Consider the following 18,597-nt stretch of genomic DNA (forward strand, 5'->3'; position numbering starts at 1 on the left):
TGCCCTATCCGATGCTGATGTTGATGGCGTTGGTGGAGACCGGGACCCGCGCGGTGATGGGGGCGGTGTTCGGGCCCGACACGGTCAGCGAGTTGGACTATGCCAGACAGTTGTTCCCGCTGTTGACCCCGGACATGCTGGTGCTGGCCGACCGGGCGTTCGACGCCGATACCTTCCTTGACGCCTTGGCCGAAACCCAGGCGCAGTTCCTCATCCGGATCCGCATCTCGCGCCGCCCGCCGGTGGTTGCGGTGCTGCCAGACGGGTCGTTTCTGACCGTGATCGAGGGCCGCACCCTGCGGGTGGTGCGGGCCACCGTGGCCGCCCGGCTGGCCGACGGCACCGCCGTGGCCGACACCTGGTGCCTGATCACCACACTGACCTGCCACCGCACCGACCCGGCCGGACAGCTACTGGCGCTCTACCACGAACGCTGGGAGATCGAGACGGCGTTCCTGGCGCTGCGCCACACCCTGTGCGGCCGGCCGGTACTGCGCTCGGGCGACCCCGATGGGATCTCCCAGGAGATGTGGGCCCATCTGACCGTCTACCAGCTGCTGCGCACCGTCATGGCCGACGCGGCGGTAACCGCGGCCACCGACCCGGACCGTGCCGGGTTCACCACCGCACTGCACGCCGCCCGCTTAAGCGTTGCCGCCGCTGACGGCATCACCTGCACCACCTTGGACGATCCGATCACCACCGCCGTGCAGGCCGCCGTCCTGCCCCCACGCCGCCCGCGCTTGTCCATGCGCAAAGTCAAATCCCCTACCTCCCGCTACGGCACCACCGCGGGCCAGGGCAACCGGCCCCGCGCCAGCACCACCATCACCGGCACCACCATCACCGTGCACACCCCCGAGCAGCCCACGCTGCCACCACTACCAGAGGCCATCCCCGATAGCGTCCCGGACCTGCAGGCCACCGCCAGCCCGGCACTGCTACTGGCCCTGGCCGTCATCCACGCCTACCCCGACCAGAGCTGGCGCGGCCGCGACCTGGCCCGCAACCTTGGCATCAACGGCCAAAAAGCCCTCAACACCTTCGGCGTCGCCCTCAACACCGCCGCCAAACGCGGACACATCCACAAAACCGCACCCGGCACCTACACCGCCACACCACCTTGACACCCCCACCAAAACCTTAACTACGCGGCATTGTGCCGGTGGCCGGGGGTCAAGTTCGCGCTGTGCGAAACCGCAGCTCACACACCCAACCGCCGCGCGCGGACTTTACCCCCGGACACCGGTGCTGTACCCCCCGGGCTGACGACGCGACCGAGGGGAACGGACCGCACCACCTCACAGGCCGCCGCCGCTGAGACTAGATCGGCCACCCTAGGGAACCGCGCTAGTTTCCCTGAGGTTGCCGAGGCCCGCCGGAGGCCCGGCCCTTCACCACAGCCCTTGACCTTGACCTTCAGCTCTTGATCTTGCTTGTAGCTCTTGATCTTGCTCTTGATCTGGCTTGTGCCCTTGACCTTGCCCTTGCTCTGACTTGCTGGAGTTGAAGAGGCATGAGGTGGGGCGGGGTTGTGAACGCGCGAACCGGCAGCCGAGTTACAAACCCACCACCCCGAACCCCGAACCGGCACAACCATGACCGAAGGCCGTAAAAAGCTTTGAAACCCACACACCAACAGCAACCCGGCCCACAAACTCCAGCCCTTCCACAAAAGACCCGAACCCGAACAACCCACGGCCGAGGCGGCTCCCGCACCTGTGGCGAATACTCTGGCCGGGCGCAGATGCGCATCTACGCCCGTCCAGCCCGCGAAAGCCCCCGGCGGCTCGCCGCACGAGCCGCCGAGGACACCGCTCGCGCTAGCCGCTCGCGCTAGCCGCGCGGGCGGTCGAGCTCGACGTTCTCGAGCACGCCGAGCGCGTCGGGGACCAGGATGGCCGCCGAGTAGTAGGCGCTGACGAGGTAGGAGATGATCGCCTTGTCATCGATGCCCATGAAGCGGACGTTGAGGCTCGGCTCCAGTTCGTCGGGCAGGCCGGTCTGTTGCAGGCCCACCACGCCCTGTTCGTCTTCGCCGGTGCGCATGGCGAGGATCGAGGTGGTGTGGCCGCCGGTGACCGGGATTTTGGAGCAGGGGTAGATCGGGACGTCGCGCCAGGCGAAGACGCGGTTGCCGTCCACGTTGCCGGAGGTGGGGTAGACGCCGCGCTTGGTGCACTCGCGGCCGAAGGCGGCGATGGCCTTGGGGTGCGCTAGGAAGAACTTGGTGGAGCGGCGCATCGAGAGCAGCTCGTCCATGTCGTCCGGGGTGGGTGGGCCGCTGTGGGTGTGGATGCGCTGGTCGTTGGCGGCGTTGGCGAGCAGGCCGAACTGCGCGTTGTTCAGTAGCTCGTGCTCCTGCCGCTCCTTCAGTGCCTCGACGGTCAGTCGCAGCTGTTGCTCGGTCTGGTTCATCGGGTCGTTGTAGAGGTCTGCGACGCGGGAGTGGATGCGCAGCACCGTCTGTGCCACCGAGAGCTGGTACTCGCGCGGGTCCAGCTCGTAGTCGACGAACGTGCCCGGCAGCCCGGCCTCGCCCTCGTGGCCGGCCGACAGCGAGATCTCCGCCTCGCCCTTCTTGTTGGTCGCCTTGGCGCGGCGGGTGGAGTGGGAGGCGAGCTGGGTGCGCAGTGCCTCGGAGCGGTCCAGTAGTTCCTGGAACGCGCTCAGCGGCAGGGCGAGCAGGACGCCGGAGGTGGTGGCGCGGGCGCCGTAGGCCCACGGCACCGAGTCCACGACCCCGCCGGCGACCGCCTCGTCGCCCAGGTGGTCACCGCCGGCGAAGGAGCCGATGACGGTGGTCTCGCCGTACTTGCCGGTGCCGACCTTGGCCACCTTCCCGTGCCCGACCACCAGGATCTCGGTCACCGGCTGGCCGGCCTCGGCCAGCTGCTCGCCGGCGGCGAACCGGCGCTGGGCGAAGCGGGCCGCCAGCTCGGCCAGCAGCGCGTCGTCGGCCAGGCCGCGCAGCACCGGCAGTTCGGTGAGCGTCGGCGCCAGGACCCTGATCTCCTCGCCGGCCTGGTCGAAGGCGACCCGGCCGCGCCCGACGGCGTGCGAGAGCCGGCGGTTCACCCGGTAGGTGCCGCCGGACACCTGCACCCACGGGAGCTTGCGCAGCAGCCACCGGGAGGTGATGCCCTGCATCTGGGGGACGGTCTTGGTGGTGGTCGCCAGATTCCGCGCGGCGGCCGTGCTGAGGCTGAGCTGGCTGTCCTGGCTGTCCAGGAGGAGGTCCTGCGGCATGGGATCGGTCGGCATGCCTCCACGTAACCAATGTCCGTCTTGCCGAAGCAATATGCGGCTTTGTTACTTCCTTAGAACGAGTGATTACCACCTGCCGGGATTGACGCGGCGTCCCGGCGAGCGGACGGCTGATGGCAGCCGTGATCGCCGGGACGCCGCGCCTGGCGGGTGGCAATCGGTCAGGAAATGGCGAAGTCGTCCGCGTAGACGTCGCCCTCGCCGTACCAGCCGTGGACGAACACCGTCACCTTCCCGGTGGCGTCGGTCGTGAACGGCACGGACAGCTGGGTCCAGCCCGACGCCGAGGTCCACGTGCTGCCGCTGGCCCCGCCGCTGACACCGACGAAGGCGTAGTTGCCCTGGACCCACGCGGTCAGCGTGTAGGCGTGGCTCGGGGTCAAGCCGGTCACGGCCTGGTCGCACTCGCCGGTCGCGCTGGCGCTCGGCGAGATCTTCGCCGCGTGCGAACCGGAGTGCACCGGGCTGCTGACGATCGAGTCAGTGCTCTGACAGGTCCAGGGACTGACCGACCCGGACTCGAACCCGCCGTTGACGATCGCGCCGCCCCCACCGCCGGGACCGGTGACGGTCAGGCTGTAGGCGGCGCTGTGGCTTCCTGAGGCCGCAGTGCCGGTGACGGTGATCGGGTACGTCCCGGCCGGGGTGGTCGAGGACGTGGCGACGGTCAGGGTCGACGTGCCGCCGGCCGTGACCGAGGTCGGGCTGAGACTGACTGTGGCCCCCGACGGCGCACCACTGGCTGTCAGCGCCACACTCTGCGCTTGGCCGTTGGTGACCGCCGTGGACACCGTCGCCGTGGCGGTCCCGCCCTGAGCCAGCGAGGCCGACGTCGGCGCGACGCCCACGGAGAAGTCGTTCGTCGGCGGCGGCGGAGTGCTCCCGCCACTGGTGAACGGCTCCCAGGTGTTGCTGAAGTACCAGGTGCTCTGTGCGATACCCGAGCAGGTGTCCGAACCGCCGGTCCCGACACAGCCGCCGTTGTCCCGCTGGAGCGCCCACATCGAGATCTCGTTGATACCGGTGGCCTGCGCCCAGTTCAGCACGGTCGCCGCGTCCGAGGTCTGGAACGTCTCGGCCGCGCCGTAGTCGTCGATGCCGGGCATCTCGGTGACGCCGACCATCGACCACAACTGCGAGGCGGACTTACCCGGGTAGAGCGAGGCGAGCTGACCCTCAAGGCCGGTGGCTGCGGTCTTGGTGTCGTTGGCCATCTCGTGGGTGGCGCCGTCGTAGTAGTCGAACGTCATGATGTTGACGGTGTCGATGCGGGCGTTGTCGGACACCGCGTTCTGCAGAACCGCGAGCCCGGAGTCGGCCAGGCCGCTCGTGGTCGTCGGCAGGGTGTAGCTGAACTGGACGGTGCGGCCGTTCGCCGCGGCCCAGTCCTCGACCAGCTTGATCGCCTTGTTGCGGCGGTCGATGCCGGCCGTGTTGGTCAGCGAGTTGTCCTCGGTGTCCAGGTCGAGCCGGGTGACGTCATAAGTGGTGATGACGTTCTCGTAGGCCGCGGCGATCTGGGTCGGATCGGTGCAGCTGTCGGCGATCTCGGTGCCGTTGTGGTCGGCGGTGTAGCCGCCGAACGACGGGATGACATCGCCGCCGGTGGCCCGGATCTTGGTGATGGAGGCGCCGAACGACGACGCCGCGATGGGCATCGAGGTGTCGCCGTTCCACTGGACCGTGCACGAACCCGCGCTGGCGGTCTGGATGAACGCCATCGTCAGGTACTTGGCGCCGGACTGCTGGCTCAGCGTCGCCGGGTCGTCGCCGTTGTAGGCCTCGAAGTAGGGCGCGAAGACGTGCGCCGGGATGGGGGTGCCGGTCGACGCGGCCGGTACCGCTGTGGCGGCATGGCCCGCGGCGCTCGACGCCAGGAGGGCGCCGGCGCTCGCGGCCAGCGTCGCCGCGGCGGTCGCGAGCACGCGGAGTTGACGGCCTGTCCGTTTCATGTTGCTCCCAGATGGCAGGGCGTTGAGCAGGACTGGATCTTGAAGGAGGCGGCCGCCCTGGAGGACATCATTGGACTAGACCAGAGGTCTGTCAAGGTTCCTAACAATTCGGCTTGCCGCAACCTGCGCCGCGGTGTTCGCCGGGCCTCGCGGGCGTCACGAAATGCGCCGAAAGATATGATCAGAGCCCTGAGCCGGATATCCGGCGTTCGAAACGATTCTCACACTGAGCGCAGCGCGTCCACCGCGATGCGGGCCGCGGTGCCGATCACGGCGTCGGCGGCGGGCAGGATCGCGGCGGCGGAGGCGGCGCGGGTGAAGACGGCGACGGCGTATCGGCCGCCGTCGGGATATTCGACGACGCCGGCCTCATGGCGCAAGGTGGGCAGCGTGGCGGTCTTGCCGCTGACCCGGACGTCGTCGAACGGGAATCCGGAGGCCATACGGTGCGTCCAGGCCTGCAGGCCGAGCAGCGCGCGCAGTTCCTCGGCGGGCTCGCCGGCGCAGACCTCCTCACGCCACACGGCGGCGAACAGCTCGGCCATCTGGCGGGCCGTGGAGCGGTTGGTGCGAGCCGGATTCAGGATGCTGATATCGGCCAGAGCGGCGGGATCGGTCAGGTCCGGGTGGGCCCGCAGCGCCTCCCTGATGGCCGCCATGTCGTGGACCGCGATCGTGTCGGTCAGGCCGAGCTCGGCCATGGTGCGGTTGACGGCGTCGAAGCCGACCTCGCGCCACAGGACGTCGGCGGCGGCGCTGTCGCTGACGGCGACGACGAGGGTCGCGAGGTCGCGCAGGGACATGCGCACGGCGTCGCGCATCACGGCGAGGCCCGACAAGCCCGGTGTGCGCTCGGCGGCCGGGATGTCGATCTGCCGGGTACGGTCCAGCCGGCCGGCGGCGGCCTCCCGGTACAGGGTCGCGAGCAGGCACACCTTGTGCAGGCTGCTGGTCGGCGTCAGGTGCGTGGCGGCCACGGAGACCGAGGCGCCGGTGTCGATGTCCAGCGCGTGCAGTCGGCCGGTGACACCGGCGTCGGCGAAGGCGGCGTTGATGCGCGGCACGGCGCGGCGAACGGCGGTGCCGGACGGCGGAACGGCTTCACTCACAGCGCGAACTCCATTTCCGGTCGGGCGGCGCGCGGACGTTCGGCCGGTGCCGCGAACATGCCGGAGTGGACGCGCAGCGCGAGGTCGGCGGCCTCGGCGAAGACGCGCACGGCCGGGCCGTCGTGCCCGGCGCGCCAGGCGGTGGACGTCCGCCAGGACAGCGGACGGCCGGCCAGCGGACGCCACGTGGTGCCCGGCTCCGGTGGCGGATCGGGGATCAGCGCGACCAGGTCGGCCCCGGACCGGATGAGGGCGCGGGTGAATTCGAGCCCTTCGACGATGCGGATGGCCGTCGGCGTGAAACCGTGGCGCGCGCCCGCGGTCAGCGTCTCGTCGTGCAATGCCGGGCTGTTCGCGCGCGGCGGCATGGCCAGTCCGCGTCCCGTCAGAGCTCTGAGATCGACCTCCGGTCGGGCCGCCAGCGGATCGTCCTCGCGCAGCAGCACGCCCAGCGGTTGATGCAGCATCGGCCCGAACGACAGTCCCGTCGCCAGACACGGATGCCGCACGATCCCGGCGTCCAACGTGCCCGCCGCCAGCTCGGCGGTCTGTTCGGCCGTGGTGAGTTCGCGCAGATCGAGCTCGCCGCCGGGACTGCGCTCCTGGAACGCCGTCAGCAGCGCCGCTACCGCCGCACCGCCGAGGTGCGCCGGCACCGCGGCCCGCAACGTCCCGGCCTCGCCGTCCTGCAACCGCTCCACCACCGACCGCAGCCGGTCCGCGGCGTCGAGCACGGACTCGCTCTGCGCCAGCACCAGCTGCCCGGCCGGGGTCAGCACGGCGCCGCCGCGTCCCCGGTCGAACAGCCGCACCCCGAACTCCCGCTCCAGCCGCTGGATCCGTTGCGACAGCGACGGCTGCGCCAGCCGTAGCCGAGTGGCGGCCCGTCCGAAGTGCTGTTCCTCAGCGACCACGTGGAAGTACCGGAGGTGCGCCAAGAGGTCCATGACATCGGATCATAGTCACTTCGCTATGGATGTGTTTCCCATACGACTCTTGGACACGGTCACGAGCCGCACGCTTTCCTTGCGAGCTATGGCAGGCATACAACGGCGGGGACGCCGTACTTCAAGGACAGTCACCGCAACGGTCGTCACGGTCGCGGTGGCGGCGGCCGCGACCGTGGTGCTCTGGCCGCGGTCCGACCACCACGGCATCGGCGCCTCGCCGACGGCGCAGACCGGGCCGGGCGGCGGCGCGGCGTCATCGGCGGCGGAGGCGGCGGGGTCCGGCAACGCGCCCTCGACGCCGGACGCGGTGGCGAAGGCCTTCCTGGCCGCGTGGGCGTCCGGCGACTACACCAAGGCCGGCTCCCTCACCGACGACGCGACCGCGGCCGGTCCGCGGCTGCAAGCGGTCATGAAGTCGCTGAACCCCAAATCCACACAGCTCACCCTCGGATCGCAGATCCCTGCGACCGGTGCCACCCCGGACCCGGCGACCCGCTACAACTTCAGCGTCGTGGACACCTTCGACGGCGCCTTGCAGTGGACCTACAGCTCGATCCTCGCCGTCGTCCCGGCGAGCGGGAGCGCGAGCACTCCGCTGGTCCCCTGGTCCTCGGCCGTCATCCACCCGCGACTCGGCGGCCAGGCGAACCTCACCGCGACCCCGCCGGCCGCGACGGTCGTCGACGACACCGGTCTGCCATTGCAGGCGTCGGCGCATCCCAGCCTGGCGACCGCGCTCGCGCGTCTGGCGACCGCCAGGCCGTCCGGCGCCCCGGCTCCGACCGCGCTCCAGATCAACTTCGTCGACGCCAACACCGGCGCGATCCTCGGCGGGACGCAGCCGGTCAATCTCGGCGCGCCGAGCGGCGGCGCCGCGCCGCAGATCACCTCGACGCTCGACAACCGCGTCCAGACCGCCGCCGAGCACGCGCTGGCCGCGTACCCGGAGTCCGGGATGGTGGTCATCAAGCCGAGCACCGGCGGCGTCCTGGCGATGGCCGGCAACTCCCAGAGCACGGCCGGCTTGGCCTATCACGCGCTGCGGGCACCGGGTTCCACGTTCAAGGTGATCACGACCGCGGCCCTGCTCCAGGCCGGACTCAAGCCGTCGGATCCCGCGCCGTGCCCGGCGATCTCGACCGTGGGGTCGCAGAACTACCACAACGACGAGGGCCTGAAGAACGGCTACCCGAACGCCACCCTGGCCGACGCCTTCGAGCTGTCCTGCAACACCTCCTATGTCGGCTTGCGCAACCGCCTGTCGGGCCTTGACGCGCTGGAGAACGAGGCGAAGACGCAGTTCGGCCTGAACCAGCCGTGGGACATGGGCCTTGGCGCGGCCACGTACTGCACCGCGGGCAGCGAACAGGTCCCCGCGGCCGACGGCCAGGAGCGGTTCGCCGCCGAGACCTTCGGCCAGGGCGACATCACGATGTGCCCGCTCACGATGGCCTCGGTGGCCGCGACGGCCGCGACCGGCACGTTCAAGCAGCCGATCCTGCTGCCGGGGCAGAAACAGGTGGCGGCGACGCCGTTGCCCGCCGGCGTCGACGACGATATCAAGACTCTGATGCGCGGAGTCATCGCCGTGGGCACGGCCACCTCGCTGCGCGGCATCAGCCCCACCCTCGGCGCCAAGACCGGCACGGCCGAGCGGCAGAACGGGGATCTGGACAGCTGGATGATCGCGATGGATCCGCAGCACGACATCGCCGTCGCCTGCGTGGTGCTCAACGGCGGATTCGGCAACGACAAGGCGGGCCCGGCGATCAAGGCGATGCTGAACGGGATCGGGATCGGCTGACGAGCCCGGTGGATACGGACACTGCCGTAGGGCGGTTATCCGCCCTACGGCGGGTTCGGCCCACACGAGGGGTGAAACTCCTGGTAGCACCGTGGTTCGCGGGGTGCGCGAGTTGCGAGGATCGAAGCGTCCGAACAACGCAATGCCGCATCCGAAGGAATGTCTCATGCGCACTTCTCGTCTCGTCGCCGCCTCTGTGGCCGGGGTCGTCGCTTGTGGTCTGGCCGTCTCGACCGCGCTCCCGGCGTCGGCCGTGTCGTCCTCGAAGCCCGCCAAGGGGGAGACGCTCAAGCTGCCCGCGCCGACCGGCCGTTACGCCACCGGCGAGTCGGCATTCCGCCTCGTCGACGACAGCCGTCCGGACCCGTGGACGCCGAACCAGCCCTACCGCGAGCTGATGATCAGTGTCTTCTACCCGGCGGTGCACACGGCCGGCAAGCCGTTCACGAACCAGTTCCCGGTCGCGGCATCCGCTCTGATCGGTGCCAGCCTGGACAGCGGCAACAGCCTGCCCGCCGGTCTGGTGAACTGGGCCGCGACCAAGACGCACTCGGTGCAGGACGCCGCCATGGCGCCGGGCCGCTTCCCGGTCGTCCTGTACTCGCCCGGCGCCGGAGACCCTCGGGACTCGAATGTCACGCTGGTGGAGAACCTGGCGTCGCAGGGCTATGTGGTGGTCACCATCGACCACACCGGGGAGGCCCCGGCCACCGAGTTCCCAGACGGCCACGTGGTCGGCAACGCACCGCTGCTGGCGGCCTTCAACCAGGTCGGGAACGACCAGGCGGCGGCGACGGTCCTGCTCACCAAGGTGATGGACATCCGCCTGGCCGACACCCAGCTCGTGCTGAACCGGCTGTCGAGCCTGCCGCACCGGCTGACCGCCGGGATGAACCTGAACGACATCGGGATGTTCGGGCACTCCGCCGGCGGGTTCGAGGCGGCGGAGACGATGTACAACGACCCGCGGGTCAAGGCCGGCGTCAATCTGGACGGCACCATGGAGTACACCGAGGACGCCGACGGCACCCACCTGAGCCAGGTCGCGCTGCACGGGCTGAAGCAGCCGCTCCTGTTGATGGGCAGCACCGGACGCTACCCCAGCAGCATCCACGTCGAGCCGTCGTGGACGTCGTTCTGGCAGCACCAGAAGGGCTGGAAGGCGGACGTCACCCTGAACGACTCCCAGCACCAGTCGTTCACCGACGCCGAGCCCCTGCTCTCGCAGCTGGCCGGCCAGATCCCGGCCTCGACGCTGACCTACGACAACGGGACGGTCGATGCGCAGCGCGCGGTGGCCGCCGACCGCGCGCTGGTCGACTCGTTCTTCAACCGGTTCCTGAAGGGTGGTAACGACCACCTGCTGGACGGCCGTGGCGCGTCGAAGTACCCGATCACGTTCATCAAGTAGTCCGCGAAGGAATCCGCGAAGGAGTCCGCGTCCCCTGACCGGGGCGGGTTCCCCCGGCCGCTCACCCGCGGTACGGAGGGTGCCCGCCCCAGTTCCACTTCGGCATCGGCGCGTCGTACTCCTTCACGCCGGGCCGGGAGTTGATGACGGCCAGCCGCGTGCCCCACTCGATGTAGCTGACGAAGGCGGCGCGGAACTCGGGGTCGTCCGGGAGCCCGACCTCGTCGGCGGCGTCCATCAGCAGGCTGACCCAGCGTCGGCGCTGCTTCTCCTGGATGCCGCGGCCGAGGTGGCGCCGGATCATGTGCGCGTAGCCGCCGTGCTCGGCGGTGTAGGCGCTCGGGCCGCCGAAGACCTCGCCGAGCCAGACCGCGACGTGCTGCGGGTGCCCCGGGTCCATACCGGCGAACAGCGGGTAGAGCAGATCGTCCTTGAGGACTTCGCGGTAGAAGGCCTCGGTCAAGCGTTGCAGGGCCTCATCGCCGCCGATCCAGTCGTACAGGCTCGGCACCGAACCGCCGTCGCCGCGCACGGCGGTGTTCTCGTAGCGGCTCCGGTCGGTGATGTCGCCTTCGTAGCCCTTGAGGTAGTCGCCCTTGAGGTAGTCCTCGCTCTGGGTCCCCGGCGAGGTCCAGGTGGTGCGAAAGACGTACCGGTCGGGTTCGTCGATGCCACGGGTCAATTCGTAGGCGACGCATTCCGGTGCGGCGGCCAGCGCCTCGGCCGCGTCGGCGTAGGCGGCCTCGAACCCGGCGGCGCGCTCGGCGGGGATGCGGTAGCGGATGTACTCGACGGTCATGCGACCAGTTTTCCACGGCGCCTGCTGATCCGGGCCGATCCTCCGATGTAATATTCGTGCCGACACTGCGCCTGTGACACCCCGCCCGCTGTCTCGCCCATTGCTTCGTCCGCTGTCTCGTCCACCGCCGCGCCGACCGGGGACCACTGATGACCACCGAGCACAGCTTCCGCCCGACGGCCGAGGACGCGCGCCTGCTGAAGCTGACGCTTCCGGCGTTGGGCAACCTCGTCGCCGAGCCGTTGTTCCTGTTGGCCGACTCGGCGATCGTCGGGCATCTGGGGACGCCGCAACTGGCCGGGCTGGCGGCGGCGAGCGCGTTGCTGGCGACGCTGACGTACCTGTGCGTGTTCCTCGCCTATGGGACCACCGCCGCGGTGGGGCGGCGGATCGGCGCGGGTGACCTGCCGGGAGCGGTGCGGCAGGGCGTGGACGGGATGTGGCTCGGGGTCATCCTCGGTGTGGTGCTGGGGCTGGCCGGGATCGTCTTCGCCGCGCCGCTGGTGCGGGTGTTCGGGGCGTCGCATGAGGCGGTGCCTTATGGCGTGACGTATCTGCGGTCGCCTCTATCGGACAGCCTGCGATGCTCCTGGTCCTGGCCTCCACAGGTGTTCTGCGAGGTCTACAGGACATCCGCACGACACTCGTAGTGGCGGCGACCGGCGCCGGGATGAACGTGGTGCTGAACCTGCTGCTGGTCTATCCGGTGGGGATGGGGATCGCCGGATCGGCGACCGGGACCGTCCTCACGCAGTACGGAATGGCTATCGCTTACGCAGTGGTCGTCTATAAGGCGGCGCGCAGATACGGAGCACCGCTGAAGCCGGATCGGGAGGGCATCAAGCAGGCCGCGACCGCCTCGATCCCGTTGCTGATCCGCACGATACTGCTGCGGGTCGCGCTCCTGGCCGGGACGATCCTCGCCGCGCGGTATGGGACCGAGGCGCTGGCGGCGCAACAAGTCGCGTGGTCCCTGTGGGGCTTCCTCGGGCTGGTCCTGGACGCGCTGGCCATCGCCGGCCAGGCCTGGATCTCGCAGCTGCTCGGGGCCTCGGACGCCTCCGGCGCCCGGCGCGCGACCCGGCGCACGATGGAGTGGGGCGTGGTGGGCGGGGTGGTGCTCGCCCTGGTGGTGCTGGCGACGCGGCAGCTGTTCATCCCGCTGTTCACCGACGACCACACGGTCCGCGCCCTGCTCGGCGACGTCCTGCTCCTGGAAGCGTTGTTCCTGCCGATCGCGGCGCCGGTGTTCGTCCTGGACGGCCTGCTCATCGGCGCCGGCGACGGCCGCTATCTGGCGTGGGCCGGGATCGCGACCACCAGCGCCTATCTGGTCGCCGCACTCGGTTCCTACCACTTGCGGCAGGGACTGAACGGCTTGTGGTGGGCGCTCGGGGTGTTCATGCTGGCGCGGCTGATCGCGCTCGGCGTCCGGATCCGGACCGACCGGTGGATCGTGACCGGCGCCGGCCGTGGTGCCTCCGGTGCGGGGACGGAGGATGCGACGGCCACCGCCGAGATCGCGGCGGTGACGCAGACGCCGTGAGGCGAACGGTCAGCGCGCGGGTCGGAAGAACTCGGCCGCCGCAGGATAGACCCGGGATCAACCACTGTGCTACTTCGCCCCCGGCACCTGAACCGCCTTGGCCAGCCACGGCAACTCCTGCACGAACGCCGCCTGAGCGAACACCCACGAGTGCTTCCCGTCGCCGGTCCAGATCTGGTTCGGGATGTGGTCCTTCTTCAGCGCGCTGGAGAGCTGTTGCGCGTGCTTGGGCTGCACGGACTCCTGGTTGCCGACGGCGAACATGCCGGAGAAGCCCTTGGGCCACTTCTTGCGCTTGCCCAGGATGGTCAGCGGGTCGTCGGCGGCGTATTCGGCCGCGTTGCCGCCGTAGAGGGTGGCGATAGTGGCGTTCTTGTTGCCCTTGTTGGGGCCGAGGTCGCCGCTGATGTCCAGGAAGTGGCCGAAGACCGCGGGGTGGGTCAGGGCCAGGGTGATGGCGCAGGTGCCGCCCATCGACCAGCCGGCCACCGCCCATTTGCCGGGGATCGTCGCGGTGCCGAAGGTCTTCTCCACGTAGGGCGGGATGTCCTTCACCAGGTGGTCCATGGCCTGGCCGGCCGGGCCGTCCACGCACTCGGTGTCCACTTTGAAGCCGCCGGTGGCGTCCACGAAGACCAGGACCGGGGCGAAGCCGTGGTGCGCGGCGGCGTAGGCGTCGGCGGTCTTGATGGCGTTGCCGGAGCGGATCCAGTTGTCCGGGACCGCGTACTCGCCGCCGATCATCTCCACCACCGGGAGCTTGGGACGGTGCGTGGAGCGGAACCAGGCCGGCGGGAGGTAGACGTATTCGCTGCGGTGCTGGAAGCCGCTGGCGGTGTCCGGGATCTGCACCTCGACGATCCGGCCGGTCTTGGTGTTGCCGTGGATGGTGCCCAGCTGCGCCAGGCTGACCTGCTGCGGCAGCGCCTGGTCGGTGAGCTCGCCGTACATGTCGGCCAGCGTCGGGTAGTAGCCGAGGCTGATGTCCAGCGCGTCGGCCGCGGTGAGCACCGCCAGCAGCATCGCCAGCGGCGCGGCCGTCCGCTGCCACCAGCGCGACCCGCGCCAGCAGAGGATCCCCAGGCCGATCGCCAGCGCGAAGACCGCGAGCCAGAACCACAGCCCGAACGGCAGCGGATCGGAGATCCCCAGTGCCGTCCGCACCAGCACCGCGCACAACACGCCGAACAGAACCGAGACCCCGAGCACGATCGGCAGGCGCTTGAGCAGGAACCCGCGGTCCCGCAGCCGCCGCCGGCCGATCGTGACGACGACCAGTGCCACGGTGGCCACCCGAAGGGCCCACGGCAGCCAGCCGCCCAGCAACGACACATCCACGCACCGATCTTGGCGGCGGCTGTGTCGGATCGCGGTAAGTGTCGCCTGTCCCTCCCCTCCCGCCATTGCGCCCCGACGCTGGCACAATGACCGCATGGCGGTGACTGACGAGGCGATCGAGAAGATCAAAGAGATGATCATCAAGGGTCGGCTCCGGCCCGGCGATCGCCTCCCCAAGGAGGCCGACCTGGCCGCCGAGCTGGGGCTGTCCCGCAGCTCGCTGCGCGAGGCGGTCCGGGCCCTGTCGCTGATCCACGTCCTGGACGTGCGCCAGGGCGACGGCACCTACGTCACCAGCCTGGAGCCGGCCCGCCTGCTGGAGGCGATGAGCTTCGTCGTCGACTTCCACCGCGACGACACCGTGCTGGAGTTCCTGGAGGTCCGCCGCATCCTGGAGCCGGCCGCCACCGCCATGGCCGCGCAGCGCGTCACCGACGAGGAGGTGGCCGACCTGCGTGCGCATCTGGCGCTGATCGGCAACGCGCCGACCGTCGAGGACCTGGTGCGCAACGACCTGGAGTTCCACAGCCGGATCGCGGCCTGCTCGCGGAACGTGGTGCTCGGATCGCTGCTGGACAGCCTGTCCGGGCCGACGACGCGCGCGCGGGTCTGGCGCGGGCTGACCCAGGAAGGCGCGCTGACTCGTACCCTGATGGAGCACACTGCGATCCTGGACGCGCTGGCCGAGCGGGATTCCGAGGGCGCGCGGGCATGGGCGACGATCCACATCGTCAGCATCGAGCAGTGGCTGCGCAAGACGTTGAGCGAGAAGCGCTCGGAGCAGGAGTGAGGTGACGAGATCAGCGTCGGGGGAGTGACGGAGACCGCGCACACGATCCGGGTGGACGGCACCGGCATCTACGTGACCGTGCACAGCGCCGCGGGGCGTCCGCCCGGCAGCGGCAGGGCACTGGTGTGCCTGCACGGCGGGCCGGGCATCGACGGCTCCGGGCAGCGGCTGATGCTCTCGGCGCTCGCTGATGTCGCCGACGTGGTCGTGCCGGATCAGCGGGGGCACGGTCTGAGCGACCCCAGCACGCCGGACAAGTGGGAACTGGACACCTGGGCCGACGACGTCGCCGCGATCATCGACGAGCTGGGTCTGGACCGGCCGGTCGTGTACGGCATCTCCTTCGGCGGCTGGGTGGCGATCCGGCACGCCGCCAGGCATCCGCGGCAGACCGGCGGCCTGATCGTCGCGTCGATGACGCCCAGGGTGCCCTCGCCCGAGGAGATCGCGCGCCGGATGGGAACGCTCGCCGGGCCCGCCGCGGAACAAGCATGGCTGCGCGCTCACTACCGACCCAGTACTGAGGCGGTGGAAGAGATGCAGCGCTTGTGTCTACCTCTGATGGCACGTCGGCAGCCGAGCCCCGCCCTGGCCGCCGTCCGCGCGGCGCAATGGTTCAGTCCGCAGCTCGACGCTCACTTCACCCCGCAGTACGAGATCCTGGACCTGACCCCGGATCTGCGCGGCGTCGCCGTCCCGACGCTGGTGATCCTCGGCGAGCTCGACCCCTTCGTGACCGCCGAGGCGATCGCCGCCACCGCCGAGGCCCTGCCCGCGAAGGGGCGGCTGGTCACGCTTCCGGATGTCGCCCACGACCTGTTCGCCGACGCCCCCGACACGTTGCTGCGTGAGGTGCGGGATTTCGTGGTGGATGTGGTGGGCGCTGCGGACGGGGTGGACGTGGTGGATTCGGCGGACGAGGCGGGGCGGCCGTAACGAGCGTCGCTCCGCCCCGCCTCACCGCCGTCTAGTCTTGCGCGGCGCCCGAGGTGTAGCGCGAGACGATCAGCGCCACCAGGATCACGACACCGTTGAAGAACTCGATGTCCTGCGCCGACACGTGGCCGAACGTCAGCACGTTCTCGATCAGCTTCAGCGTCAGCACCCCGGTGAGCGCGCCGAACAGTGAGCCACGGCCGCCGTTCATGCTCACGCCGCCGATCACCGTGGCCGCGAAGACCTCGAAGATCTTGCCGGTGCCCTGGCTGGCCGAGGCCGAACCGAGGCGGCCGGTGTAGAGCATGCCGGCGAACGCCGCCAGCATCGAGCCGATGATCAGCACGATCCAGACCGTGCGCTCCACCCGGATGCCCGCGGCGCGCGCGGCGCCCGGGTTGCCGCCGATCGCGTACAGGGACCGGCCGTGCCGGTACCAGCCCAAAGCCGCGATCCCGATGGCGAACAGGACTCCGCAGACCCAGACCGACGCCGGCAGGCCGCCCCATTCGGCGTTGCCGATGTAGGCGAACGACGGCGGCAGCGTGAAGATGGTCTGCCCGCCGTCGATGACGATCACCAGCCCGTGCAGCATGGTCAGCATCCCGAGGGTGACGACGAACCCGTTCAGATTCATCTTCAGGATCAGGAACCCGTTCACCGCCCCGATCGCGGCTCCCACCACCAGGCACACCGGGATCGCCAGCCACTCCACGCCGAACCCGAGCCCGTTGAAGCGGTTCCCGGACGTCGGCAGTACCAGCCACAGCGCGATCACCGGGGCCAGCGTCACCGTCGACTCCAGCGACAGGTCCATCCGGCCACTGATCAGGATCAGCGCCTCGGCCAGGACCAGGACGCTGAGCTCGGTCGACTGCTGGAGCATCGCCAGGAAGTTGTCCGAGGTCAGGAAGTTCGGCGACTCGATGAAGCCGATCAGGACCAGCAGCGCCATCGCCGGCAGCAGCGAGAACTCGCGCAGCCAGCGGGTGCTGATCCGGCGGGTCCGCGCCGCCGGATCGGCCGGAACGGCTTCGGCCGCCTCGGACATCGTCGTGGCCTCACTCATGGCCGGACCTTTCGTTCGCGATGTTCTGCTGTCCGTGTTCTGCGATAGCCGCGTCGCCGGTGTCGGTGTCGGTGTCGGTGCCGGTCTCGCCGAGCCCCTCGACCGCCGCGATGAGTTCGGCGTCGCTCCAGCCGCTCGGGAACTCCGCCACGACCGCGCCCTTGAACATCACCACCACCCGGTGTGCGATGCGCAGGTCGTCCACCTCGTCGGAGACCAGCAGGGCCCCGCAGCCGTCGTCCGCGGCCTGCCGCACCGTTCCGAGCAGCGACTCCTTCGACTTCACGTCCACCCCGGCGGTCGGCCGGATCAGGACCAGCGCCTTGGGCGAATTGGCCAGTGCGCGGCCCATCACCACCTTCTGCTGGTTCCCGCCGGACAGCGCGCCGACCGGCTGGTCCGGGCCTTCGGCCTTCACATCCAGCCGCTCCATCAGGGCACTGCCGGCCCGCCGCAGCGAATCGCCCGTGAAGAATCCGTGCCGGGCCAACCGGTCCATCGCGGTGAGCGTGATGTTCTCGGCGATCGGCCGCATCGGGACCACGCCTTGCGCGTGCCGGTCTTCCGGGACGAAGCCGAGTCCGGCGTGCAGGGCGTCCGGGACACTCCCGGTCCGCACCTTGCGCCCGGCCACTGTCACGCTTCCGCCGCTCGGCCGGTGCAGTCCGGCGACCGTCTCCCCGAGCGCCACCACGCCGGAGCCGCCGGCGCCGGCCAGGCCGACGATCTCGCCTTCGCCGACCGTGACCGAGAAGTCCTGGTACACACCGGCCAGACTCAGGTCCCTGATCTCCAGCGCGGGCTTCGCCTCGGCCTTCGGCGTGTACGCCGCGACCGCGAACTCGGCGCGCTCCGACCGGTCCTCGCCGGTCATGGCCTCGATCAGGGCGTCCTTGTCGAGTCCGGCCACCGGTGCGGTGAGGATGTGGCGGGCGTCCCGGTAGACCGTCACCGTCTGGCAGACCTCGTATACCTCGGCCAGGTGGTGTGAGATGAACAGGAACGCGACGCCGGACTCCTGGAGCCGCCGCAACCGGTCGAAGAGCCCGGCGATCTTCGCGCCGTCCAGCTGCGCGGTGGGCTCGTCGAGGATGATGAACTTCGCCCCGAACGACAGCGCCCGGGCGATCTCCAGCACCTGCCGCTGGTCCACGGCCAGCGTCGAGGCCGCGGCGCTCGGGTCCACGTCGATCTCGTACTCGGCCAGCAACTCGGCGGCGCGGGCGCGCAGGGCCCGCCAGCTGATCCGGCGCAGCCCGTCGGACTGCCGGTTCAGGAACAGGTTCTCGGCTACCGACAGCGTGGGGATGATCGTCGACTTCTGATACACGCACGCGACCCGGGACTGCCAGGCCGCGCGGTCGGACAGCGGCGGTGCGCTCTCGCCGTCGAACATGATCTGCCCGCCGTCCGGCCGGGCCAGCCCGGTCAGCAGCGAGACCAGCGTGGACTTGCCGGCGCCGTTGCGGCCGACCAGGGCGTGGGCCTCGCCGGGGGCGACGGAGATGTCGACGTCGATCAGCGCGCGGGTGGCGCCGAAGCTCTTGGAGACGGCGATCGCCGTGGCGACCCCGCCGGCGGGACGGCCGGTGGCACCGGCCGTCCCCAGGTCTTGCGTCGTCATCG

Annotated in this window: 13 protein-coding genes and 1 pseudogene; 6 read left to right on the top strand and 8 right to left on the bottom strand. The window is 70.1% G+C overall.

The annotated features are described in order from the left end of the window. Positions 1-1,127, top strand: a 1,127-nt coding sequence (locus KGQ19_RS15085) for a transposase (RefSeq protein WP_212009765.1), incomplete at its 5' end; no start/stop codon positions are given. Between the two features lie 709 nt (positions 1,128-1,836). On the opposite strand, the gene KGQ19_RS15090 is transcribed toward KGQ19_RS15085, so the two are convergent. The 4 genes from KGQ19_RS15090 to KGQ19_RS15105 form a co-directional block, all read right to left on the bottom strand. Next, positions 1,837-3,264, bottom strand: a complete 1,428-nt coding sequence (locus KGQ19_RS15090; protein WP_212009766.1) for a family 2B encapsulin nanocompartment shell protein — start codon at positions 3,262-3,264, stop codon at positions 1,837-1,839. 164 nt (positions 3,265-3,428) lie between these two features. Then, entirely contained in the window at positions 3,429-5,219 is a 1,791-nt protein-coding gene (locus KGQ19_RS15095; RefSeq protein WP_212009767.1) for a glycosyl hydrolase family 18 protein, read from the bottom strand. A gap of 221 nt (positions 5,220-5,440) precedes the next feature. After that, positions 5,441-6,328 carry a serine hydrolase gene (locus KGQ19_RS15100; RefSeq protein ID WP_212009768.1) on the bottom strand — a complete coding sequence of 296 codons (888 nt, stop codon included), beginning with the start codon at positions 6,326-6,328 and terminating at the stop codon, positions 5,441-5,443. Beyond that, entirely contained in the window at positions 6,325-7,275 is a 951-nt protein-coding gene (locus KGQ19_RS15105) for a LysR family transcriptional regulator (RefSeq protein WP_212009769.1), read from the bottom strand. The genes KGQ19_RS15100 and KGQ19_RS15105 overlap by 4 nt, the downstream gene beginning before the upstream one ends. 88 nt (positions 7,276-7,363) lie before the next feature. On the opposite strand from KGQ19_RS15105, the gene KGQ19_RS15110 reads away from it, so the two are divergent. Then, positions 7,364-9,082 (top strand): penicillin-binding transpeptidase domain-containing protein, encoded by a 1,719-nt coding sequence (locus KGQ19_RS15110; RefSeq protein ID WP_212009770.1) that lies wholly within the window; start codon positions 7,364-7,366, stop codon positions 9,080-9,082. Positions 9,083-9,248: 166 nt separating this feature from the next. Beyond that, complete coding sequence (locus KGQ19_RS15115) at positions 9,249-10,493, top strand: alpha/beta hydrolase family protein (protein WP_212009771.1); 1,245 nt, start codon at positions 9,249-9,251, stop codon at positions 10,491-10,493. Positions 10,494-10,554: 61 nt separating this feature from the next. Here KGQ19_RS15115 and KGQ19_RS15120 read toward each other — a convergent pair whose 3' ends face one another. Then, a complete protein-coding gene (locus KGQ19_RS15120; protein ID WP_212009772.1) occupies positions 10,555-11,292 on the bottom strand; it encodes a globin domain-containing protein in 738 nt (245 codons plus the stop codon). A gap of 149 nt (positions 11,293-11,441) precedes the next feature. On the opposite strand from KGQ19_RS15120, the pseudogene KGQ19_RS15125 reads away from it, so the two are divergent. Further along, positions 11,442-12,838: pseudogene (locus tag KGQ19_RS15125) on the top strand (MATE family efflux transporter). Between the two features lie 69 nt (positions 12,839-12,907). Here KGQ19_RS15125 and KGQ19_RS15130 read toward each other — a convergent pair. Then, positions 12,908-14,176: an alpha/beta hydrolase gene (locus KGQ19_RS15130; RefSeq protein ID WP_212009773.1), complete on the bottom strand. Its 1,269-nt coding sequence runs from the start codon at positions 14,174-14,176 to the stop codon at positions 12,908-12,910. Positions 14,177-14,270: 94 nt separating this feature from the next. Between KGQ19_RS15130 and KGQ19_RS15135 the strand changes: the two genes are divergently transcribed. Continuing rightward, entirely contained in the window at positions 14,271-14,966 is a 696-nt protein-coding gene (locus tag KGQ19_RS15135; RefSeq protein WP_212009774.1) for a FadR/GntR family transcriptional regulator, read from the top strand. 24 nt (positions 14,967-14,990) lie between these two features. Then, positions 14,991-15,902, top strand: a complete 912-nt coding sequence (locus KGQ19_RS15140; RefSeq protein ID WP_212009775.1) for an alpha/beta fold hydrolase — start codon at positions 14,991-14,993, stop codon at positions 15,900-15,902. Between the two features lie 31 nt (positions 15,903-15,933). Here KGQ19_RS15140 and KGQ19_RS15145 read toward each other — a convergent pair whose 3' ends face one another. Further along, a complete protein-coding gene (locus KGQ19_RS15145) occupies positions 15,934-16,971 on the bottom strand; it encodes an ABC transporter permease (protein ID WP_212009776.1) in 1,038 nt (345 codons plus the stop codon). Further along, on the bottom strand, positions 16,964-18,595 hold the full coding sequence (locus tag KGQ19_RS15150; protein WP_230418686.1) for a sugar ABC transporter ATP-binding protein: 1,632 nt from the start codon (positions 18,593-18,595) through the stop codon (positions 16,964-16,966). Before KGQ19_RS15150 ends, KGQ19_RS15145 begins: the two co-directional genes overlap by 8 nt. Positions 18,596-18,597 lie beyond the last annotated feature (2 nt).

It is taken from the genome of Catenulispora pinistramenti (assembly GCF_018274385.1).
GTDB lineage: Bacteria > Actinomycetota > Actinomycetes > Streptomycetales > Catenulisporaceae > Catenulispora > Catenulispora pinistramenti.